Genomic DNA, 22,745 nt, shown 5'->3' with positions numbered 1-22,745 from the left:
ATAACAGATTGAAAATAAAAAGAATAGAATCATATTTTTTCAAAAAAAAATGATTTTTTTTGCCCACATATGTTTTAAAATTAGAAAAAATGTAGAAATTATGATAAAATTAAAAAAAATAAAGGGGAGGAGTAATGATGACTAAAAGAGAGTTAGAAATTCTTAAGTATTTTATAAAATATAATGGAAAAATCAGTTATAAACTCCTTTCAGAATTTTTATGCATAAATGAAAGAAGTATCAGATATGATATAGATAAAATAAATGAAATATTAAAAAGTAATAACTATCCTCAAATTGAAAAAGTGGAAAAGGGTCAAGTTGAATATAAAAACTTAGATATTTTACCTATAGTAATCGATAAATTTATAAGGTGTATAGATTTAACAGAGTATAAAGATGAAATTATATTGTTTAAAGTTTTATTTTTAGAAAGAATAAATTTAAAAAATATAGAAGATGAACTTGGAGTTAGTAGAACTAGTGTTAAAAATATTTTAAAAGTAGTTAAAGAAAAATTAAAATTAAATGAATTGAAATTAGAGATTGAAATACAAAAAGGTTTAATCTTAGTTGGAACTGAGGAGAATATTAGAAAGACTCAATTGAAATTTATATTAACCTATTCAAAAGAGATTTATTTTTCAAATATTATTGAAAAATATTACGCAGAAATAGATAGAGAAAAAATAGAGAAGTTTTTAAATTTAATAATTGACAACACAAAACAGATAATATCAGATGAACCATATACAAATCTTTATTATTATATTTTAATAATGATAGATAGATTAAAAAAAGGAAAATCTATATTAGAAGTTGAAAATCAAGTTTTTTTTCAAGGATTAAAAGAGTATAAAGTAATAAATAAATTTTTAGATATTTTAGAGAAGGAATATAAAATAAAAGTTAATTTAAATGAAAAGGTGCGATTAACAGATTATTTTTTAGGAAGTCATTGTTATTCAGCTGAAAATAGTAGTTATAAATTTTGGATAGAGATTGATATAATAGCTAAAAAAATAATTAAAATTTTTTCTGAAAATATGGGTGTGAATCTATCAAAAGATAAAGTGCTATTAAAAGGAATTATTAATCACTTGAAACCAACTATTCATAGATTAAAAAATAAACAAATTTTAGAAAATAGTATTTTAAAAGATTTTTTAAAACTATACAAACCAATATTTATGGGAACTAAAAAATCTATTAAACCATTAAAAGATTTTATAAATTTAGAGATAACTGAAGATGAAATTGCTTTTTTAGCTATTCACTTTAAAGCTGCTCTAGATAGAACAAGTAAACTTGAAAATAGAAAAAATAACATACTAGTAGTTTGTAGTTCAGGATACGGAACATCAAAATTATTATCGCAGCAAATAAATGAAAACTTTTCAGTAAATATTGTAGAAGTTATTCCATTTTATAGATTAAAAGATTATAGTTTAGATAGCATAGATCTTATTGTAGGAACAATAAATATGGATGAAGTTGACCTCAAAAAACCCTGTATAACTATAAATACAATATTATCAAAAGAGGATATTGTATTACTTGAAAATATTGGATTAAGTAAAAGAAAAAGTAGAATTTTTTTATCAGATCTACTAGAAACTTTTAAAAGAAGTGGAGTAATAAAAAATGAAAATATCTTGATAAAAGATTTGTCTCTATTGATGAATGAGATTTTAATAAATGACATTCATGAAGATGAGCCAAAGCTATCAGAGATGTTAGAAGATGTCATTTTAGACGTAGAGTGTGGAAGTTGGGAAGAAGCTATCAAAATGGCTGGAAAGATAATGATTGAAAATGAAATTTGCGATATAACGTATATTGAAAATATAATAGAAAGAGTAAAAGAATTTGGTCCCTATATGGTAATGAGTAATAAAGTAGCTCTCCCACATAGTAAAAATAATGGAAATGTCTTTAAAAGTAAGATGGTTTTAATGAATTTTAGAAATGATATACTTTTTCCAGAGGAAACCCCTGTGAAAACTATGCTAACTTTTACTTCTCAAGACGAAAACGGGCATTTAGATGCACTATCTAATTTTCTAGATTTAGTTAGTAATTATAAGTTTCTAGAAAAATTAGAAAATAATCCAAGTAAAAAGAAAGTAATCGATATTATAAAAAAATATGAGTTTCTATCAAATTTAGGAAAAAATAGAGATATAAATTAAAATCCCTTCTATAAAAATTAAGAAGGGATTTTTTTTTACTGATTTAGATAATCAATTGCATATTGAGCATATAAAGCACTTCCAATTTCAAAAACATCTTCATCTACATCAAATTTTTCATGATGATGTGGATAGATAATACCTTTTTCTTCATTTCTAGCTCCAAGATTTACCATAACTCCAGGAACTCTGTTTGCAAATTCTGAAAAGTCCTCCCCACCAGTTGAAGGAGGTCTATAAATTACATTAGATTCTCCAACTAATTTTGCAGCAGAAGCTTTAGCTAAATCTGAGTATGTTGAATTATTAATTGTAGGCCCAACACCAAGAGTATAAGTAACTTCAACAGTTGCTCGATATGCTTCAGCAGTGCTTTTAGCTATTCTTTCAATTATCTTAGGGAAATTTTCTCTGATTGAAAGGTTATAACATCTAGTTGTTCCTTCTAAAGTCGCAGTTTGAGCGATAACATTGAAACGGCTTCCAGAAACAATTGATCCAACAGTAAGAACCACAGGTTCTAAAGGAGAGAATTCTCTACTTACAATAGATTGTAGATTCATAACAATTGCAGAAGCCACAACAACAGCATCGACACACTGATCAGGACGAGCTCCATGACCACCTTTTCCTGTAATTTTTATGGAAAAAATATCAGCAGATGCACATCTAGGACCAGCATCAGCCGAAACACTTCCAGCTGGGAGGTCAGAAGATATATGCATTCCAAAGATATTATCAACATTGTTTAAAACACCACAGTTTACCATTTTTAAAGCTCCACGAGCGACTTCCTCTCCTGGTTGAAAAATTAGTTTAACATTTCCATTTAACTCATTTTCCATATTTTTTAAAATTTTAGCAGCTCCTAGAAGCATTGCAGCGTGAGTATCATGACCACATGCATGCATAAGTCCAGGAGTTTCAGAGCTATACGAGGTGTTTGTTGCCTCTGTTACGGACAGAGCATCAATATCACCTCTTAATGCCACAGTTTTACCATTATTTTTACCAGAAATAGTTGCAACTACCCCAGTGTCCCCTATAATTTCAGCTGCAATACCAAATTTTTCAAGCTCCTCTTTAATTCTTTTAGATGTTCGATACTCTTCAAGACTAGCTTCTGGAAACCTATGAAACTCCCTTCTCATAGAGATAACATAATCTTTATATTTTTTAGCCAACTCCTTTGTTTTCATAAAAACCTCCCAATAAATTTATTTTAATACGTATGTTTTTGCTAAGTCAGTGAAACCATTCTTTTGTAAAACTAAGTTTTTAACAGCTTTTCTAGCCCCTAAATTATAATGAGGGTATACTAATGTATAGTGTGGCAATTCATTTTGAATTATCTCTTGTGCTTTAAAATAAAGATCTTTTCTTTTGTTTTGATCAACAGTAGTTCTAGCTTCTAACAATAAAGAATCGATCTCTTTATTGTCATAAAAACTTCTATTTCCAGACATTCCTTTTTCCTTTGAATGGAAAAGTGGGTATAAAGCAGGATCTCCGTCAACAGAGGAGATGTTCCAAGAAAGAAGATATAAAGCTTTGTTTGGCTGGGAAGTTATAGTTACATATGTACTCCACTCGAAAATTTTAATTTCAGCAGTTATTCCAATCTCTTTTAATTGATCTTGAATAATAGTACACATATCTATCCATGTTGATTGTGCTGATGTCCAAAGTTCAATGCTAAGTCCATTTTCAAATCCAGCTTCTTTCATAAGTTGTTTAGCTAAAGTTATGTCTTGTGGATACTTTTTAACATTTGGATTATAAACATCTATAACTGGAGGAATAGGGGAGTCTCCAGAAAGAGCAGCTCCTCTAAAAACAAATTCAGCTAAAGATTCGTTATCAATTGCATAAGCAATAGCTTCTCTAAGTTTTTTATTTTGAAATAATGGATTTGTATTGTCAAAGCCTAGGTAAAGAGTAGATGGAGCCTCTACTTCAAGCAATTCCAAATCACTACTATCTTTAATAGTTTCTCTATCCATGATTCCAATATCAAAGGCAATATCAACTTCGCCAGTTTCAAGAGCGATGGTTCTATTTGTAACTTCAGGAATACTTCTAACAATAAGAGTTTTATTTTTAGGAATTTCACCGTAATAATTATTAAACGCTTCCACGATAATTTTATCTCCTGGAATCCACTCTTTAAATTTATATGGACCACTTCCAATAGGATTTTGTGAGAAATTAGATCCTAGCTCATCTACAGCTTTCTTGCTAACAATAGCTCCTCCCACACTACTTAAATATTTAAGCATAGCACCAAAAGGTTTATCAGTTGTTATTTGTACTGTATACTTATCAATAGCTTGAACATTTATAATGGGTGTAAAATTATATCCAACTTGTGCAGAAGCTTTAGCTCGGTTTAATGAAAATACTACGTCTTCAGATGTTAAGTTTTCTCCATTATGAAAAGTAACATCTTCCCTTAGATGGAAAATAGTATTTAGATCATCAGTTTGCTCCCAACTTGTAGCAATTTGTGGTGTTATATTTAAATTTTCATCTAAAGTAAGAAGAGATTCAAACATAAGGTTTATCACTTTATTTGAAACAGTATCAATACTTTTTTGAGGATCTAAAGTTTTCACATCAGATCTTTGTGCAATAACAAGGGTGTCCTTAAATTGATTCTCTACCTTACTGAAAGTATTAGTAGAGAATAGAGAAAGGTAAATAGTAAAAATAAACCAAATATTTTTCATAGAATCATCTCCTTAAAATTTTATATAAAAAAAACAGCCATTTCTGGCTGTTATAAACACAACTATTTTAAATTAAATCAAAAATTAGAGAAAGAGAAGACTATGAAAATAAATAGTATTCATTTTTAATTTTTTAAAAGAGTTAACTTGTGAATTTATATTTAGCCAATTGAAAATATAGTTTTTATCCAATATAAAAATAAATACTAGCAGCAGTAGAAATAGATATAAACTAAAGCTAAATATAAATAATGTCATTTTGTAACCTCCCTTAAATTTTTTATTTTGTTAAGTATAAATAAAAAAAAATCAAATGTCAATAAAAAAATTAATTATTTTTTTCAGGAAAATATTTAATCACTAAATTATTATACTCATGAGTGTTTTTTTATTTTCTAAAATCTTATTAATTTTTTCAACTTTTTCTAAGCTTCCCTTCTTTAAAGCGATAGATGCACCTGGATAATTATCTGTAATTTTATTCAGTATTTTTAGAGTTTTCATAGATTTTAAATATTCGTATGGAGAAACTCAGCATTGGTACCAACATAAAGTTTTTCTGTAAATAAAAAACTAAAATATATTTTTTATTTTTTTCTGCCAATTGTTAAAATTATAGCATTGATGCAAAATGCAAGAATTAAAATATAATTTGAATGATTACCACCATAGATTTTTCCAAATAAAGCTATAGCTCCTCCCATTATAATTGCACTTAAAACATAGAACTTTTTAAATCTATATCCTAAAATCCCAGCAAAGCATGGAATTATAAGTGCTCCTGAATAAACAGATAAAGCTAATAATAGAGAACTTAATATAAACTTGAGTTTAAGAGCAACTAAGATACTAAATAATCCAAATACTCCAATGAAAACTCTTGTGAGTTTAATTGATCTTATATTTTTTAAATTTTTAGTAAAAATCTCTGTAAATATAGATGATCCAGTTAACAAACAAGTATCAGCAGTAGAAATTATAGCAGAAAGTAAACCAAAGTATAAAAGAAGACTTATAGGTTTAGGTAAAGTGTTAGCTGCAACATGTAGTAATGGAGATTGACCATTAGTTAAATTTGGATAAGCTCCCGCAGCAAATATACCTATTTTAGTTAAAATAAAAGCTAAAGGTATTAAAATAATAATACTAATAATAATAGATTTTTTAGCAACAGTACTATCTTTTGCACAAAAAATTCTAGAGTAAATATCAGGGCCAACTAAAAATGTAGATGAATATGTTAGTACTAAAATTAATAAATCGATGTAACTAAATTTTTCGTTGATTAGTTGAGGTACTACGTAAGTTGTTTCTATGTTTGGTAAAAATAAAAAACATAGAACAATACCTAATAAAATAAAAATTAATTGAAAACAATCTGTTTTTATAATTGAAAGTTGTCCACCTAGTATCGTATATATAATAAAAACCACTCCACTTATAATAACACTTTGAAAATAAGAAAAATTACTTATAATCTCCATAATTTGAGCAGCTCCCATAATTTGAGCGGCAACAATTCCAATCCAAGCTATGGAAATAATAAAAGAACTTAAAATTCGAACCTCATCTCCATAAAAACTTCCTAAGAGTTCAGGAAGATTATAACCTTTAAATTTTTCAAATTTTTTAAGTAAAGGCAAAAGGGCAAAAAGACCAAATGCAGCACAAAAAAGAAGCCAAATTCCAGCCCATCCAATAGAATAAGTAGCCGCAACATTTCCTAGTATAGCTGAACTTCCTAAAACTGTAGCTAATAAACTACCTGTAACTTGGAAGACACCAGCCTCTTTGTTCGCTATAAAAAAATGTGAACTATCCTTAATTTTTTTAAATGAGTTATACCCAATTGCTAAAATACCTAGAAAATATAAATTTAAAAATAAATTTTCTACCATTTAAAATTAACCTCCCCTGATTTTAAAAATTTTATAATTTTATTGGAATCTTGAACAACAAGATGTCCATTATCATCAATATCAATAACAATACCTTGAATAGGACTGTTTTTTTCATAATAAATAATATTTCTACCAATTAAAAATGATTTTTTACGATAGATTTTAATAATTTCTGAATCATCTAAATTTTCTATAATCTCCATAAGATTATTTATTATTTTTGAAATTAATTGATTTCTATTAATAGGAGTAATATCCTCTAGAAAAATTGATCCAGCAGTGTGAAAAAGATCCTCTGGAAAGTTTAAAGTATTAAAGTTTACTCCAATTCCTAAAACGATATTTTCAATAGAGCCACTTTCAAAATCTGTTATAGCTTCTGTTAAGATTCCACATATTTTTTTATTATTTAAGAAAATATCATTAACCCATTTTATTTGAGTATCTTTATTACAGATTTCATCAATTGCATTAGAAACAGCAACTGCTGCAGCAATCGTTATCTTAAAAGAGTTTTCCAAAAGTAAAGTTTCTGGCTTTAAAATAATACTCATATATATTCCAGTATTTTTAGGTGAAAAAAAACTTCGTCCTTTTCGTCCTCTACCATTTGTTTGCTCATTAGCAACTATAACAGTTCCATGCTTTGGATTATTTACTAAATAATTTTTTCCTTCTGAATTAGTAGAGAAAACAGAATCTATTATAATAATATCATTATTGTATTTAAGATTTTTTTTGATTTCTATTAAGGATAAAGTATTACTTTTGTGAGGAATACAGTGACCTTTTTTATTTACAGAGTCAATTGTATAACCATTATTTTTTAGTTCTTTAATAGCTTTTGAAACTGCTGCACGAGAGATATTCAATTGGTTTCCAATATCTTCTCCTGAAAGATAAGAACCTTTATTTTCTTCTAATATAGAGATAATCTTTTCTTTAGTAGTCATTTTTCCTCCTGATTGTATACAGTATTCAATATATATTATTACAGAATTGAAAAAATGTCAACTTTATTATTCTCTTAAAGTTGACATTTTAGTTTTTACTCAAATGCTAGAAGTCTAGACATTTTAACATATTTAATTTTTTTTAGTTCATGAACAACATCTTCTGGAGGAAGAGAAGTTGAAGATATCTCAAAAGATATAACTACAGAAGCGACGTTATTAATTGGAATATTTTGATTAATAGTAATTATATTACAATTAACCGATGATAAAAAATTTAAAACTTCAGATAAAGCGCCTTTTTCATGTTCTAACATAAGAGATATTAAAGCTTTTTTTCCCAAAGCATTATCAGATGGTAAAAATACAAAATCTTTATATTTATAATAAGTACTTCGACTTATTCCAACAATTTTAACAGCATCACTAACATTTTGGACTTTGCCTTCAGCTAGTAAGTTTCTAACCTCAATAACTTTCTCCAGATAATCTGGAAGGATAGATTTGTCTACAACCAAAAATTTTCCATTCATTTGTAACCTCCCAATTTATATACATTTGTAGATAGTATAACTTTAAAAAAAAAATATGTCTATAAAAAAAACTTGTATTATAAAAAATAATATGCTATATTGTCTCCTATACACAAACATATGTTTCTAAAACGAAGACAGGGAGATGGTAAAAATGGAGAAAGTATTTAAAGTATGGTGTGGCTTAGGCCTGGTAAAACGAATTTTTATAGGATTATTATTTGGAGTAGCTTTAGCATATATTGCTCCTAATAGTATGAGTTGGATAACAATTTTTGGAGATTTATTTGTAGGTGCTCTAAAAGCGGTTGCTCCAATATTGGTATTTTTCCTAGTTATATCTGCGATTGTTCAGCATAAAAAAGGTCAGAAAACAAATATAAAATCAATAGTGATATTATATTTATTGGGAACTTTTTTAGCTAGTTTAGTTGCAGTAATAGGAAGTTTTTTATTTCCAGTTACCCTATCCCTTGTATCTAATGTAAATATGGAGTCAGCCCCACAAAATATAGTTGGAGTTTTAAAAACTTTACTTTTAAATTTAATAGATAATCCAGTAAAAGCCCTTTTTAATGGAAATTATATAGGAATCTTATTTTGGAGTTCATTATTTGGTATCTTTTTGAAAGAAGCTAAAGAAGAAACAAAAGAGGTAGTAGTTGATATTTCTAAAGCTCTTTTAAAAGTTGTAAAACTTATTATAGAGTTTACTCCATTTGGTGTTATGGGATTAATATTTAGTTCAATAGAAGCTAGTGGTGGAAGTGGATTACTATCATATGGAAAGATTTTACTTTTACTTCTAGGATGCATGGCAACAGTAGCTCTTATAATTAATCCAATAATAGCTTTTATAATGATTCAAAAAAATCCATATCCATTAGTATTTACATGTTTGAAAGAAAGTGGATTAACTGCATTTTTTACAAGAAGTTCAGCAGCGAATATTCCGGTAAATATGAATCTTTGTGAGAAGCTAGGTTTAGAAAAGGATATGTATTCAGTTTCTATTCCTCTTGGAGCAACAATAAATATGGCAGGAGCAGCAGTTACAATATCTGTCTTTGCTTTAAGTGCAGCACATACTTTAGGAATTCAAGTAGATTTCTTTTCAGCAATTGTTCTAAGTGTTCTTTCAGCTGTAAGTGCTTGTGGAGCTTCAGGTGTAGCTGGAGGATCATTACTCTTAATTCCACTAGCATGTAGCTTGTTTGGGATATCTAATGATGTTGCAATGCAAGTTGTTGGAGTAGGGTTTGTTATAGGAGTTCTTCAAGATTCGTGTGAAACAGCTTTAAACTCATCTACAGATGTTTTATTTACAAGTATTGCAGAATATTCACAGTGGAGAAAAGAGGGAAGAGAAGTAGAGGTTAGCAAAGTATAAAATCAAAAGCTTAGATTTTTTCTAAGCTTTTTTTATGTTGTTCAAAAAAATAATTAATTAGAAAAAAACTTTAAAAAAATCTTTAAATGATGTAGGATATAAAAAAGTCTTATAAGAGGTGGTGTGATGAAAAGAAAATATATTTGTTTATTATTAGCTACAACTTTATTGATAAGTTGTAGTAATGTAGAAGAGATAAATAATAAAGAAGTCCATCAAGTTAAAATAACTTCAGTTGAAAAAGATGAACAAGAACCAATTATTCCTATAGTAATCTCAACAAATAAAAAATCTAAAGCTATTGACGAATTTGTAAACTCAAAAGTTTTAGAGCATGGAAACCTAAGTTTTTATGCAATAGATACTCAAACAGGTAAGGTTATTGATAGTTATAGAGAGGAAAGTGCACTGGTTCCAGCATCTGTTTTAAAAATATTGACTTCGGCTACTGCATTAGAGGTATTAGGAGTAGATACAGTTTTAGAAACAAAAGTTTTATATGATGGAAAAATTGTCAATGGTGTTTTAACAGGAAATATATATATCCAAGGGGGAGGGGACCCTACTTTAGGTTCTGATGGAATTTCTATAAATAGAGAAGAATTTTTAAGAGATTGGACAGAAAAAGTAAAAAAAGCAGGTATAAAATCTATAAATGGAGATATAATTGTTTTAGATGATCTATTTGGTTATGAAGGTATATCAGGAAAATGGCTTTGGGAAGATATGGGGACTAACTATGGTCAAGGAACTTATGGAATAAGTGTATTTGACAATATATATACTTTATATTTAAATACAGGGGTTTCAGGTAAAAAACCTGAAGTAATAAAAACTAAACCTGAAATAAAAGACTTAGTTTTTGATAATCAGAGTTTAGTGATGCCAGGTGGAAAAAAAGATATTTATGTAAGAGGAGTTCCTTTAGAAAATAAAAGAAGAATTTTTGGTGTAGTTCCCCAAAGTAAAAATGGTCTAACAATTCAAAGTGATATTCCAGATCCAGGATTGTTTTTAGGACAATACTTTTCATACTATCTAAAAAGAGATAATATAAAACTTAATGGAACTGTAAAAACAGCAAGATTAACAGCACAAAGACCACAAAATCCCAAAATAATAGCTATAACTAAATCCCCTACTATAGCTGAAATTGTAAAAATTTTATTAACAAGAAGTGATAACCATTATACAGAGCATTTATACCAATTAATAGAAAAAACAAAAGGTATAAATATAGAGAAATTCTGGGAAGAAAAAGGAATAGATATACATTCACTAACATTGAGAGATGGAAGTGGATTATCAAGAGGAAATACTATTTCATCCAAGCTTCTAGTAGATATTTTAGTTTACTCTAAGAATAATTTAGAAGGACTGTTGCCTGTAGCTGGAAAAGATGGAACAGTGGCAGTATTTTTAAAAAATACTCCATTGGAAGGAAAAGTTAAAGTAAAAAGTGGAAGTATGAGTGGAATTCAATCATATGCGGGATATGTAGAAAAGAATGGAAAAACTTATGCTTTTGCAATTGTGGTAAATCATTGGAATGGGGAAAGAAGTCAATTGAGAAAAAAAATGGAAAATCTTTTAAATAGTATATTTTAAACAAAAGCTACGAATTTTCGTAGCTTTTATTATTAATTTATTAAAGTTGATTTTCACAAAAGCCTGTTTCAATAAACTCTTTAAGATTTTCATAAGAAATTTCAATCATATTTGTTAATGCTTCATCAGTGTAAGAGCCTATATGAGGTGTAATCAATACTTTTGGATAAAGGTTTAAAAGCTTCTCAATATTTTCATCAATTGTTTTATTTCTCATATCTTTAAAGAAAAACTCTTTTTCATTAGAGAACACATCTGTTGCAAAGCCACCGACTTTACCATTTTCTAATCCTCTTATAACAGCTTCGACATCTTGAAGCTCTCCTCTAGCAGTATTTATTATGATAACATCATCTTTAGCTTTATTAATAAAATCATCATCAATTAAATTGTCGTTAACACCTTTTATATATGGACAATGTAAGCTTATAATATCAGAAGTTTTAATTAATTCATCTAATGAAACATATTCTAAAAATTCTTTGGCAGATTCATTTTTATAAACATCATATGCAATAATATTAGATCCAAGACCTTTAAAAAGTTTAGCAGTCGTAAGACCAATTTTACCAGTACCAATTATACCAACAGTTAAATTTCGTATTTCTCTACTAAACATAAACTCATCCACTATAAAATTCTTCTGTAAGCTTCTATTAATCATATAAACCCCTTTTCTAACTAAATTCATAGCAAAGGTAATCACTAGTTCTCCAATAGCGTTTGGTGAGTATGTGGGAACTCTAGCCACTTTAAATCCCAGTTCTCTAGATGCATCTAAGTCAATATGATTATAACCTACAGTTCTAGTTAAAATATATTTGATTCCATATTTTTTGAAGAGTTCTAAATTTTTTTTATTAGCAGGACAATTTGCTCTTAACATTATTGCTTCATGATTCTCTACTAAATTTATATTATCATCATTTAATAACTCTTCAACTAAAGTTAATTCATACCCAAATCTATTTAAATTTATGAAAAAATCACGTTCCACTTTTCTAACTCCAAAACAAATTAGCTTCATTAAATCCTCCTTAAAATTAAAGTTATAAAACAGATTAAATCCTACACTAAAGATTTAATATAGTAAAGATTAATTTGGAGCAAAAAATATTTTGGATAAAAAAAAGTCCAGTTTAGCTTAAACTGGACCTTTTTTTTAATTATTTTTCGTATCACTTGGAGTATTTTCTATTAAACGACGCTCATCATATGTGTAATCAGAGAAGTTTATTTTATAGAAAAGTGCATATATAACAGGAATAACTCCAAGAGCTAAAACTGTATCTGTAACAAGACCAAATATAAGAACAACAGCAACTGGTTGGAATAATGGTCCACCGAAGAAGTATAGAGGTAATAGACCAACTAATGTTGTTGCAACAGTTAGGAAAATAGGTCTAAGTCTTGATTGACAACCAAACACAACTGCATCTTGATCTGTACGTTTTAAAACATCTTTTTCAATGGTCATCTTATCGACCAGAATGATAGCATGGTTAAGAACAACTCCAGCAAGAGATATAATACCAATCATTGCCATAAATCCAAGATCTGTATTTGTAATTAGTAAACCAATTGCAACTCCTAATATAGAAAGTGGAATTACTAACATAATAGTAAGTCCTTTTTTCATAGAGTTAAACTGAGCAACTACAAGGAAAAACATACCTAAAATTGCTATTGGAACTTGTTGGAATAAAGCTTGTTGGTTCTCATCAGATGTTTGCATAATACCAGATGAATAATATTTAACACTTGGACCCCATTCTTTTAATTTTTCATTTAACCAAGGCATAAATTGTTTATTAACTTCTAATGGAGTAGTAAAGTCTCTAATTGCAGCATCAATTTCAATTGAATATGCCATATTTCTTGTAGCAACTAGACTATTAGAATAATTTAGTGTTATGTTTGCAATTTGTTTTAAAGGAACTGCTTGGCCTTGTGAGTTAATTAATTCAATTGATTCAATTGAATTTAAATCATTTTTATACTCATTAGTAGCTCTTAAAACTATTGGAATAATTGTACTTTGTGGTGGAGCTTCAAAGTTTCTATAAACACTTGCGTTATAACCTTGAAGAACATATTGTAAATAAGTTCCAACAGTTTCATTGTTAAATCCTGCCATTTGAGCTTTTTCAGTATTAACTTCTATAAAAATTTCAGGAACTTCAATACCCCAGTTGTCTGAAACAGCATAAGCTCCTTTTAAAGAGGTTAATTTAGTTTTTACTTCTTCAGAAACTTTTTTTAACAGATCTATATCACGAGATGCAAAAACATATCCTAAATCTTTAGCAAGAGATACTCCACTTCCTAATCCTTTAGATACAACGTCCATATCAGGATACTTATTTAAAAGATACTCGTTAATCTCTTTGCTTAATTTTGGTATTAATTTATAATCTGTTAGATTATACATAATGTAAGCATATTCAGGTAGTTGAGTCTGTGGTGAATATCCAGTAGAGAATCTAGGAGCACCTCCTCCAATAAATGACCCCCAGCTTAAAACACCGGCTTTTTCATATGTTTTTGTTGTTCCACCAGTTGTAAGATAATCCCAAAGTCCAGGTGGAAGTGGTTCTTGAGGACCAGTACTGTAATTCTTTGCAATAAATTTATTTAAATCTTCAACAACCTCTCTTGTGTAATTAATATCAGTTCCCTTAGGTAAACTTATATATGTTGACATAACTGGGTCAGTTGAAGCTGGCATAAAGTTAGCCGGTGCAAGACCAAGTAACCAAAGCCCAAAGATAAAAGATATGGCTGTTCCAATAACAGTAACTTTTTTATGTTTTAAAACTAATATTAAAATTTCTCTATACATTGTATAAGGTTTACTATTTAAATTTTGTTTTTCACCAGGTTTTAATTTTATAAAATCATAACATAGTAAAGGAATAAACGTTTGGTTTATTAACCATGAACTCATAAGAGCAAACATAACAACAATAGTAAGTGGTCCAACATATTCACCCATATTTTGTTTATTTAAAATTATAGGTGAGAATGCCATAATTGTTGTAAGAGAACTTACAAATAATGGAATTGCAAGTGTTTTAGAAGACTCTAAACAAGCATCCATTCTACTTTGTCCCTCTTCTAATAATACAGTTATATTTTCAGACATAACAACAGCGTTGTCAACAAGCATTCCTAAAGCAATTATAAGTCCTGCTAGAGTTATTTGGTTTATTCCATAGCCGAACCAATAAAGTCCAATAAGTGTAAAGGCTATAGAAGTAGGTGTTAAAGCAGCAACAATTAATCCAGAACGTAACCCTAAGAAAATAAGCATAACTAAAATAATTGTAGTAACAGCTTGGAAAAGGTTAACAATAAATGCAGTTACATTTGTTTGAACTAAATCTGGAAGATAATAGATCTCTCCAACTTCTAAACCTATTGGTAAAGCATCTCTATACTCTTTTAGAGTTTTTTGAATTCCTTTTCCCATTAATAAAACGTCTTCTCCAGCTCCTAAAGATATTCCTAAAACTAAAGATTTATTACCATTAAAATCAATAGAGTAAGGAGATGGTTCTTGGTAGCCTTTATAGACATTAGCTATCTCACTTAAATAAATACTTGAATTTCCATTAGGACTAGTAATAATAGTATTTTTAATGTCATCAATACTTTTAAAGTTACCACTTGGAGAAACTTTAAGTCTATTATCTTCAATAACAATATTACCACCCTTAATAATAACATTAGATTTATTTAAAGTATTTATTATATTTTCTAAAGTTATACCAGATTGAGATAAAAGTTTGTTATCTACATCAATATAGATAGTTTCGTTTTGAATACCAGAAATATCAATACTTCCAATTTGAGGAACATTAAACAATAAAACTTCTTTTAATTGGTATGCAGTTTTATAAAGCTCCTCATAAGTGTATCCATCTCCCCCAATAGCAAGAAGAGTTCCATAAATATCACCATAGAAGGTGTTTATTTGAGGAGCCTGAACTCCTTGAGGAAGATTTGGAACAACAAATGTATTAATTCTATTTCTCAGCTCTGTCCAAACAGGCTGAATATCTTTATATTCAGCTTTGATATTAACATACACATTAGATTGTCCATCTGTATTAGTGGAATTAACATACCATAACGAATCCATATTTTGAACTTGGTCGGCAATTCTTTTACTAACTAAATCAGCCATCTGCTTAGCTGTAGCACCAGGCCAATTTGTTGTAATAAGAGCTACTTTTATTGTAAAACCAGGATCTTGAGCTTTCTCTGATTTGTCGTAAGATAGATATCCACCAATAAGCAGGATTACTATTAAAAAATAGGTAGTAACTTTATTCTTAATTGCTAATTCGGTTAACTTCATAACTATTCAGCCCCTTTTAAAAGAGAAACCTTTTGATCCTCTAAAAGAACGCTACTTCCTTTTGTAACGACAACATCATTATTTTCAAGTCCACTTAAAATTTCAACACCGATTTCAGTTGTATCACCTAGTGTAACAACTCTCTTTTTTACAACACCTACATTATTTTCAAGGTTTTGAACTACATATACATACTTTTCTCCATTTGGTGCAGTTAAAATAGCAGTTAAAGGAACTGCAATGATTTTTTCAGGTTTGTTTATTGTTACAATAACTTTAGCTGTCATACCAACTTTTACATTATCTAATGGATCTATAATTTTAGCTTTTATAGGGTAAGTACCACCATATCCAACAGAAAGAGTACCGATATTTGTAATAGTTCCTTTAATTTTTAAATTATTAAGAGAAATTATTTCGATTTCTACTTCCTCTCCTAAATTTAAATCACCAACTACAGATTGAGAAACATTGAACTCCACATATCTTTCACCAAAAGTATTTAGAACAAAAACAACAGTGTTTGGAGATACAGTTTGGTTAACCTCACTTTTTACCTCTCCAATAGATCCATCGCTTGGAGCAACAAGCATAGTGTAATCAAGTTTAACTTTAGCTAAATTTACAGCATCTTCTAAAGCTTTAACAGATGAAATAGCAGACTTATAATTTGCAGTTGCGCTATCATAAGAAGCTTTAGAAATACTATTTTCTAAATATAGTGCTTCAGATCTTTTAAAATTAGCTGTTGATTCAGCTAGATTTGCATTTCCTTTATCTAAATCAGATAAAGATTGCTGATAACTAAGTTGGTATTCAATAGGATCTAATGTCGCTAAAATTTGTCCTTTTTTCACAACGTCACCAAGTTGTGCAATACGATTATTTATAGTTCCTGAAACTCTGAAACTTAAATCAGATAAAGCCTCAGTATTAACGGTACCTGAATATGATCTTTTCACATCATAATCTTTTTTCTCAACTTTTTCATAAACAACAGATTTAACGTCACCTGCATTGTCTTCATTTTTATCTTTTCCACATGCTAAAAGTAAAACTAAAAGCGTGCATATAAGTAATTTATTTTTCATAATTGTTCCCTCCTAATTTCCTAACTCTTTTTGAAGTTCTAAAAGTAAGCTTTTTCTTTCGGCATCGCTCATTGTTAGAGATGATTTTCCATAAAGATTTTCAAGTTTTAAAGTAGAGTTAATTAAGTTAAAGTTTTCAATAACATGATTTAGCTCTTGACTTAAAGTGTTATTTTGTGCAGATAGAAAATCAGTAATTGTAATAGTACCTTCAGCATAAAGATTTTTTACAATGTCTAGATTTTTTTTAGCTACATCAGATGAAATCTTAGTAGTATAACTTTGAACAAAGTTAGATAATAATGTAGTATATGTTTGTAAAACTTGTTTAGATAATTGGCTTTGTGCAGAAAGCTTATTGTATTCAAGAGCCTGTAATTCGCTTTGAATAACTTTTCCATTATAGTAAATCTCTCCTCCACTTATAAGAGGTAAAGAAACATTAATACCAGCTTGCCAATATTCATCAGGGAAATCTTTGTTAGAGTTTTGTCCCCAAGGAGTAACAACATTATTTTTATAGTAATTACCAGCTGCAGTAACAGTAGGTAAATATCTCTCTCTTTTATTAGCTACATATTCTCTTTCTTTACTTTTAATGTTGTTATCAATTTGTTTTAAAGAGTTAGAATTATTAATAGCACCATGTACTAAGAAATTCTCAATTCTTTTAGCTTTGTCAGAACCGAAAGTAAAGTTTTTACCTAAGTTTTGATTAAGTAAAAAATATGAAGATACTTCATCTAAATTTTCATAAGTATAGCTATTTCCTTGAGGATAGTTAAGTAAGTTATTTAAATAGATCTCTTGTGCTCTTATTTCTCCTTGAATATTTGAAATGTCAGAAAGAGCTCCTGCAACGTCAGATTGTAATCTATAAACATCTTGTAAACCGCCAGCTCCAACGTTGTAGTTAATTTGAGCTATATTTAATGTTTCTCTCAATAGATTATAGTTACTCATTTGTATTTCAAATTGTGCTTTCAGCTGTAAAATATTAACGTAAGTAGAAGCAACGTAATATATAGTATCTAATTTTTGTTGATCATATGCTTTCCTACTAGAATCTAATGCTAATTTTTCAATGAAAACACTAGCGTTTATTTGATCACTAAATATTACTTGTGAAAGTTCTAAGTAAGAGTTTACACTGTTAGTAGGAGAACCTTGTTTAAAAGAAGGTGATCTATCATCTAAAGCGGCATAATCCATGTTAGCAGAAAGTTGAGGTAATCTCTTAGAGTTAGTAACTTTAACATTATAGAAGTTAGAAAATACATTTTGTTTAACTTGTAATAAGTCTAAGTTAGAATCTAATGCTCTTTTAATAGCAAACTTTAATGATAACTTAGGATAGTTTGTTTGAGAAAAATTAACTTGAGATAAACTTTGTAAGAAAATTAAATTAGGATATACATCAATTTTAGAAGCAACATCAGAATTTAAGTATATATCTTTAATTGGTGGATTTACTTCAACTATTTGACTTATATCTTTTTGTGTTTTAAAAAACATGTAATTTAAAGATGCAGCTCTTAATCTTTTTCTAAACTCTTTTTCTAAATTTAATCCAGAATAAGCATAAGGTTTTAATTCTTCATTAAAATCTATTAGAAATGATGGTATTTTTTTATCAATAGCATTTAAAAGATTATCTTTTGTAGCTCTAAGTACATTAACTTTAATTCCAGGAATATTTGTATGTTTAGCAAGATAATTTAAATTATTTGAATTCATATTAGAAATAAGAACATCTATTTCTGTAATACCATTTAAATCTTTAAATGGCATTAAGTAATCGTTTAAATTAAGATTACTATAAATATAATTTAAATTTTTTGGAACATTGTATCCCTTGTCTCCAAAACCTAGAGGAACAGAATAGAATTTATTGTTTTTTAAATTAGTTATGTTCTCTAGAGGAGCACAAGTTAAAATAAAAACAGCGTCAATTTTAGAATTGGCATTAAGTTTATTTATTCCATCTTGAATATTGTGATTAGTTAGGTAATATTTTTCGGTAATTTTAGGTGAAAAATTTGTACCTGCAAAATTTTTATTTAATTCATCTTTAAGAATATCTAAAGCATTTTGTGAGCATTCAGAGTGATTTTCTAAAATAACTCCAACATCTAGTGTTTTAGCAAACAAAGAAAAATTAAAAATTAAAAGTAAAAAAAAGATTTTTCCCATAAGGACCCTCCCTGAAAATTAATTGTATCACTAATCATATTCTGTCAAAAGTAAAAAAATCCTTTTGTAAAATAAAAAAAGAAGTATATAAAATACTTCTTTTACTGATTTATTGCCTATAATCCTTTAAAAATGAAAATTATTTAAAAATTCTTTAACATCAATCATTATATTTTCTACACATTTATCCTCAAATGGAGATTGTAATTTTGCCACTTTTAAAAGATTTAAAAAAGATTTAGTTCCACCTTCGTGACAAAGGTCTAGATAGTCTTTCCAAGAATTTTTATAATCTTTGTTCATTTTTTGCCAAAACTGTAAAGCACAAATTTGAGCTAAAGTATAATCGATATAATAAAAAGGAACCTCAAATATATGAGCTTGCTGGAACCACCAAGTTCCTTTATTTAAAAACGGATTTTCAGAATAATCGCTATGAGGTTTATATACCTTTTCTAGTTCTCTCCAAATGGTTTTTCTTTCAGAAGGTGTTAAATTTGGATTTTCATAAATTTTATGTTGAAAATGATCGACTAATACACCATATGGAATAAATTTAATAGCGCTGCTTAGGTGAAGATATTTATATTTATTAGTATCTTCTTTGAAAAAGTTTTCCATCCAATTCCAAGTAAAAAATTCCATACTCATTGAATGAATTTCTGAACTTTCATATGTAGCCCAAAGAAGTTCAGGAATTTCAATCCAACTAGATCTATAAACTTGAAAAGCATGTCCTGCCTCATGAGTTAATACATCAATATCTCCACTTGTTCCATTAAAGTTTGAAAAAATAAAAGGAGATTTATAATCAGGAATAAAAGTACAGTATCCCCCTCCAGCCTTACCTTTTTTAGTTGTCAAATCCATTAGATCGTTATTAATCATAAAATCAATAAATTCTCCTGTTTCAGGAGAAAGTTCGTGATACATCTTTTTACCTTGTTCGATAATCCAGTTAGAATCTCCTTTAGGGGTAGGATTTCCATCATTAAATTCAAATTTTTCATCATAATACTTAAGAGTATCTAGATTTAATCTTTCCTTTTGTTTTTCATAGAGATTAGAAGCTATAGGTACTATACTTTCTAAAACTTGTTTTCTAAAAGAGTCAACCATTTCAGAGTTATAGTCAATTCTATTCATTCTTAAATATCCTAATTCAATAAAATTTTTAAAACCAAGTTTATGAGCTATCTTAACTCTTATATTAACAAGATTATTAAAAATATCATCAAATTTCTTTTCATTATTTATAAAAAAAGTTGATTTTGCTTCTTGGGCAGCTTTTCTAATTGTCCTATCTTTAGATAGAATATAGGGTGTCATACCTGATAGATTTCTTTCTTTTCCATCAAATAAAATTTTAGCAGAGGCTAAAAGTTTAACATATTTAGAAACTTCTTTATTCTCTTCTTGTAAATCCTCTATAATTTCAGTAGAAAATGTTTTTAAACTATTTTCCATAAGTTTAAAAAGTTGTTCTCCAAACACTTTAACTAATTCACTTTTATTTGAATGATTAACCATAACTTCATAAAAATTAGAATCTAGCTCTTGATATAGTGGTGAGATTTCATCCCAGTATTCATTTTCTTTATCATAAAATTCATCTTCAGTATTTATTGTATGTCTAATATGAGCTATACTAGACATTGACGAAACATGATTTCTAATATGATTTATTTCATTAACTATATTTTTTTGTTCTTGAATATCTTTAGAGTTTTTTAAAGTTCCTATTAAATTATTTATCTTTTCCTTAGTAGAATCATAGATAGGTCTTTCGTATTTAAAATCTTTAAATTTCATAAACTCCTCCTTTTTATTTTAAAATATCTATATTATAGAGGAAATTATGAAGTTGATCAATAAAAAAATTTTTAAAGGAAAAAATAAAAAAAACAGTATAGAAACAAAAAAGGTTTTTTCAAAGGGGGTATAAAATGAAAAATATAGATAAAATAGAGAAGTTAAAAAAATCTTTTGAAAAAAATAAAAATTTAATAGCAGATGCATTATATAAGGATTTAGGGAAAAATTTTGAAGAAAGTAGATTAACAGAATATTATCCTGTAATGTCAGAATTTGATTATTTTATAAAAAATTTAGAAAAGTGGAGTGAGCCTGAGAAAATAAGAAGCTTTTTTAATTTTATAGGTTGTGGAACAGTTTTACAACCAGAACCTTATGGGAAAGTTTTAATTATATCACCTTGGAACTATCCCTTTAATCTAACATTTTTACCATTGATTGGAGCAATAGCAGCAGGAAATGAAGTTGTACTAAAACCCTCAGAATATTCAAAAAATTCTAGTGATATAATAAAAAAAATAATTGAAGACAGTGCACTAGAGGATATCGAAGTAGTTTTAGGAGACTTAGAAGAAACAAAAAAAATCTTAGATTCTAAATTTGACTATATATTTTTTACAGGAAGTAGTAAAGTTGGTAAAGAAATTTATTTAAAGGCTGCAGAAAATCTAACTCCAGTAACATTAGAACTTGGCGGGAAATCTCCAGTAATAATAGAAGATGAGCACTGTTTAGATGAAGCGGTAGAAAAAATAATTTGGGGTAAATTTTTTAATAGAGGACAAACATGTATAGCTCCAGACTATATTTATTTACCAAAAGGAACAAGTGAAAAATTTGTAGAGCTAGCAAGAGCTTATATAAGAAAAAATGGAGATGTTGGAGGAAAAATAATAAATGATATACATTTTGATAGATTAAATAAACTTTTAGAAAATCAAAATATAATATATCAAAATGGAAAAATTGATGAAGATAGTAAGGATAAAGGAGTTTTTCCATTTACAATAACTTTAAATCCAAAAGATACAGATCCTATTTTAGAAGAAGAAATTTTTGGTCCAATACTACCGCTAATTGAATATGAGAGTCTAGATAAAGTGTATTGGGATTTAAGAGGAAAGCCTTCACCTTTAGCCTTGTATATATTTAGAAGCGAAAAAGGAAATATATCTACAAGAGGAATAAAAGCAGGAGGAGTTTGTATTAATGGAACAATGCTACAAATTTTAGATAGAAAGGTGCCGTTTGGTGGTATAGGTAATAGTGGATTAGGACAATATCATGGAAAGTATTCTTTTGATACTTTTACACATTATAAACCTATCTTTGAAGGAAGTAGTTTAAAGATATCTACTATAAATAGAGTTATTAATTTAATTTTAAGTAAAATAAAAAAATAAATATAGAACTTCTTTAAAAAATATTATACAATATACACAATACTAGTTATATTTAAGGAGAAGAGATGAAAAAGGGATTAATAGCGTTATTTTTAGCAGCAAGTGTGACATCATTTGCAGTAGATGCACATTTAAGATTAGGAGCAATAACAAATACAAAATCTTATAATAAAGAGGATAAAAGTTTTGAAAGTTATGCTCCAACAATAGGATTAGAAGTGACTCAAACTTTACTTTTAGCAGATGTAGGTGTGGGAATTGCTTATAATGGAAAAACATCTGGAACAGATATTGAAACAGTACCAGCTTATGGTCTTGTAAAAATGAATTTATTTCCAATGGGTGTAAAACCATATTTAGTTGGTAAAGTAGGTAAGGTATTATACACTAGAGATAGTGTTTCTAATTCTAAACCAGATGGTAAATATTTTTATGGTGCAGGAATAGGAATGGATATTTTTGCATTACAAGGAGAAGTTTTATACTCTATTACTGAAATTGATGGAGATAGAAGAGGAAATGATAAATTAGAGCAAGTTAGCTTTACATTAGGATATAACTTTTTCTAAGTCTA

16 protein-coding genes are annotated in these 22,745 nt (G+C 28.1%); 5 read left to right on the top strand and 11 right to left on the bottom strand.

The annotated features are described in order from the left end of the window. Positions 1-134 precede the first annotated feature (134 nt). The gene (locus NON08_RS09925) at positions 135-2,192 is read left to right on the top strand and encodes a BglG family transcription antiterminator (protein ID WP_256691404.1); all 2,058 of its coding nucleotides are present in this window, start codon (positions 135-137) and stop codon (positions 2,190-2,192) included. 35 nt (positions 2,193-2,227) lie between these two features. On the opposite strand, the gene NON08_RS09920 is transcribed toward NON08_RS09925, so the two are convergent. From NON08_RS09920 to NON08_RS09895, 6 genes are all read right to left on the bottom strand, one after another. Then, positions 2,228-3,391, bottom strand: a complete 1,164-nt coding sequence (locus tag NON08_RS09920) for an amidohydrolase (RefSeq protein ID WP_256691403.1) — start codon at positions 3,389-3,391, stop codon at positions 2,228-2,230. 18 nt (positions 3,392-3,409) lie between these two features. Beyond that, complete coding sequence (locus NON08_RS09915) at positions 3,410-4,921, bottom strand: ABC transporter substrate-binding protein (protein ID WP_256691402.1); 1,512 nt, start codon at positions 4,919-4,921, stop codon at positions 3,410-3,412. A 360-nt stretch (positions 4,922-5,281) separates the two neighbouring features. Then, positions 5,282-5,425 (bottom strand): hypothetical protein, encoded by a 144-nt coding sequence (locus tag NON08_RS09910; protein WP_256691401.1) that lies wholly within the window; start codon positions 5,423-5,425, stop codon positions 5,282-5,284. A gap of 83 nt (positions 5,426-5,508) precedes the next feature. Then, positions 5,509-6,819 (bottom strand): sodium:solute symporter family protein, encoded by a 1,311-nt coding sequence (locus tag NON08_RS09905; RefSeq protein WP_256691400.1) that lies wholly within the window; start codon positions 6,817-6,819, stop codon positions 5,509-5,511. Next, entirely contained in the window at positions 6,813-7,775 is a 963-nt protein-coding gene (locus tag NON08_RS09900) for a biotin--[acetyl-CoA-carboxylase] ligase (protein WP_256691398.1), read from the bottom strand. Before NON08_RS09900 ends, NON08_RS09905 begins: the two co-directional genes overlap by 7 nt. A 95-nt stretch (positions 7,776-7,870) precedes the next feature. Further along, positions 7,871-8,308 (bottom strand): ACT domain-containing protein, encoded by a 438-nt coding sequence (locus NON08_RS09895; RefSeq protein ID WP_023050600.1) that lies wholly within the window; start codon positions 8,306-8,308, stop codon positions 7,871-7,873. Positions 8,309-8,462: 154 nt separating this feature from the next. Here NON08_RS09895 and sstT point away from each other — a divergent pair, with 154 nt between their 5' ends. Next, the gene (gene sstT / locus NON08_RS09890; protein ID WP_256691396.1) at positions 8,463-9,698 is read left to right on the top strand and encodes a serine/threonine transporter SstT; all 1,236 of its coding nucleotides are present in this window, start codon (positions 8,463-8,465) and stop codon (positions 9,696-9,698) included. Positions 9,699-9,824: 126 nt separating this feature from the next. Beyond that, positions 9,825-11,306, top strand: coding sequence for a D-alanyl-D-alanine carboxypeptidase/D-alanyl-D-alanine-endopeptidase (gene dacB, locus NON08_RS09885; RefSeq protein WP_256691395.1), 1,482 nt, complete (start codon positions 9,825-9,827; stop codon positions 11,304-11,306). 40 nt (positions 11,307-11,346) lie between these two features. On the opposite strand, the gene NON08_RS09880 is transcribed toward dacB, so the two are convergent. From NON08_RS09880 to NON08_RS09860, 5 genes are all read right to left on the bottom strand, one after another. Continuing rightward, positions 11,347-12,333 carry a 2-hydroxyacid dehydrogenase gene (locus NON08_RS09880; RefSeq protein WP_256691394.1) on the bottom strand — a complete coding sequence of 329 codons (987 nt, stop codon included), beginning with the start codon at positions 12,331-12,333 and terminating at the stop codon, positions 11,347-11,349. 135 nt (positions 12,334-12,468) lie between these two features. After that, positions 12,469-15,669: an efflux RND transporter permease subunit gene (locus NON08_RS09875; RefSeq protein ID WP_256691393.1), complete on the bottom strand. Its 3,201-nt coding sequence runs from the start codon at positions 15,667-15,669 to the stop codon at positions 12,469-12,471. 2 nt (positions 15,670-15,671) lie between these two features. Further along, positions 15,672-16,760, bottom strand: coding sequence for an efflux RND transporter periplasmic adaptor subunit (locus NON08_RS09870; protein ID WP_256691392.1), 1,089 nt, complete (start codon positions 16,758-16,760; stop codon positions 15,672-15,674). Between the two features lie 12 nt (positions 16,761-16,772). Then, a complete protein-coding gene (locus tag NON08_RS09865; RefSeq protein ID WP_256691391.1) occupies positions 16,773-18,953 on the bottom strand; it encodes a TolC family protein in 2,181 nt (726 codons plus the stop codon). Positions 18,954-19,079: 126 nt separating this feature from the next. Continuing rightward, entirely contained in the window at positions 19,080-20,765 is a 1,686-nt protein-coding gene (locus NON08_RS09860; RefSeq protein ID WP_256691390.1) for a M3 family oligoendopeptidase, read from the bottom strand. A gap of 134 nt (positions 20,766-20,899) precedes the next feature. On the opposite strand from NON08_RS09860, the gene NON08_RS09855 reads away from it, so the two are divergent. Then, positions 20,900-22,171 carry an aldehyde dehydrogenase family protein gene (locus NON08_RS09855; RefSeq protein WP_256691389.1) on the top strand — a complete coding sequence of 424 codons (1,272 nt, stop codon included), beginning with the start codon at positions 20,900-20,902 and terminating at the stop codon, positions 22,169-22,171. Between the two features lie 65 nt (positions 22,172-22,236). Beyond that, on the top strand, positions 22,237-22,740 hold the full coding sequence (locus tag NON08_RS09850) for a hypothetical protein (RefSeq protein WP_256691387.1): 504 nt from the start codon (positions 22,237-22,239) through the stop codon (positions 22,738-22,740). Positions 22,741-22,745: the final 5 nt, after the last annotated feature.

This window comes from Cetobacterium sp. NK01, from assembly GCF_024506395.1.
GTDB lineage: Bacteria > Fusobacteriota > Fusobacteriia > Fusobacteriales > Fusobacteriaceae > Cetobacterium_A > Cetobacterium_A somerae_A.
This window is presented reverse-complemented; position numbering and strand designations above follow the sequence as displayed.

Bases quoted from the DNA above. Each gene is read 5' to 3' on its own strand.
- NON08_RS09925 (WP_256691404.1), top strand. From the start codon at position 135: ATGATGACTAAAAGAGAGTTAGAAATTCTTAAGTATTTTATAAAATAT.
- NON08_RS09900 (WP_256691398.1), bottom strand. From the start codon at position 7,775: ATGACTACTAAAGAAAAGATTATCTCTATATTAGAAGAAAATAAAGGT.
- NON08_RS09905 (WP_256691400.1), bottom strand. From the start codon at position 6,819: ATGGTAGAAAATTTATTTTTAAATTTATATTTTCTAGGTATTTTAGCA.
- NON08_RS09855 (WP_256691389.1), top strand. From the start codon at position 20,900: ATGAAAAATATAGATAAAATAGAGAAGTTAAAAAAATCTTTTGAAAAA.
- NON08_RS09860 (WP_256691390.1), bottom strand. From the start codon at position 20,765: ATGAAATTTAAAGATTTTAAATACGAAAGACCTATCTATGATTCTACT.
- NON08_RS09910 (WP_256691401.1), bottom strand. From the start codon at position 5,425: ATGAAAACTCTAAAAATACTGAATAAAATTACAGATAATTATCCAGGT.
- sstT (WP_256691396.1), top strand. From the start codon at position 8,463: ATGGAGAAAGTATTTAAAGTATGGTGTGGCTTAGGCCTGGTAAAACGA.
- NON08_RS09880 (WP_256691394.1), bottom strand. From the start codon at position 12,333: ATGAAGCTAATTTGTTTTGGAGTTAGAAAAGTGGAACGTGATTTTTTC.
- NON08_RS09865 (WP_256691391.1), bottom strand. From the start codon at position 18,953: ATGGGAAAAATCTTTTTTTTACTTTTAATTTTTAATTTTTCTTTGTTT.
- NON08_RS09850 (WP_256691387.1), top strand. From the start codon at position 22,237: ATGAAAAAGGGATTAATAGCGTTATTTTTAGCAGCAAGTGTGACATCA.
- NON08_RS09895 (WP_023050600.1), bottom strand. From the start codon at position 8,308: ATGAATGGAAAATTTTTGGTTGTAGACAAATCTATCCTTCCAGATTAT.
- NON08_RS09920 (WP_256691403.1), bottom strand. From the start codon at position 3,391: ATGAAAACAAAGGAGTTGGCTAAAAAATATAAAGATTATGTTATCTCT.
- dacB (WP_256691395.1), top strand. From the start codon at position 9,825: ATGAAAAGAAAATATATTTGTTTATTATTAGCTACAACTTTATTGATA.
- NON08_RS09875 (WP_256691393.1), bottom strand. From the start codon at position 15,669: ATGAAGTTAACCGAATTAGCAATTAAGAATAAAGTTACTACCTATTTT.
- NON08_RS09915 (WP_256691402.1), bottom strand. From the start codon at position 4,921: ATGAAAAATATTTGGTTTATTTTTACTATTTACCTTTCTCTATTCTCT.
- NON08_RS09870 (WP_256691392.1), bottom strand. From the start codon at position 16,760: ATGAAAAATAAATTACTTATATGCACGCTTTTAGTTTTACTTTTAGCA.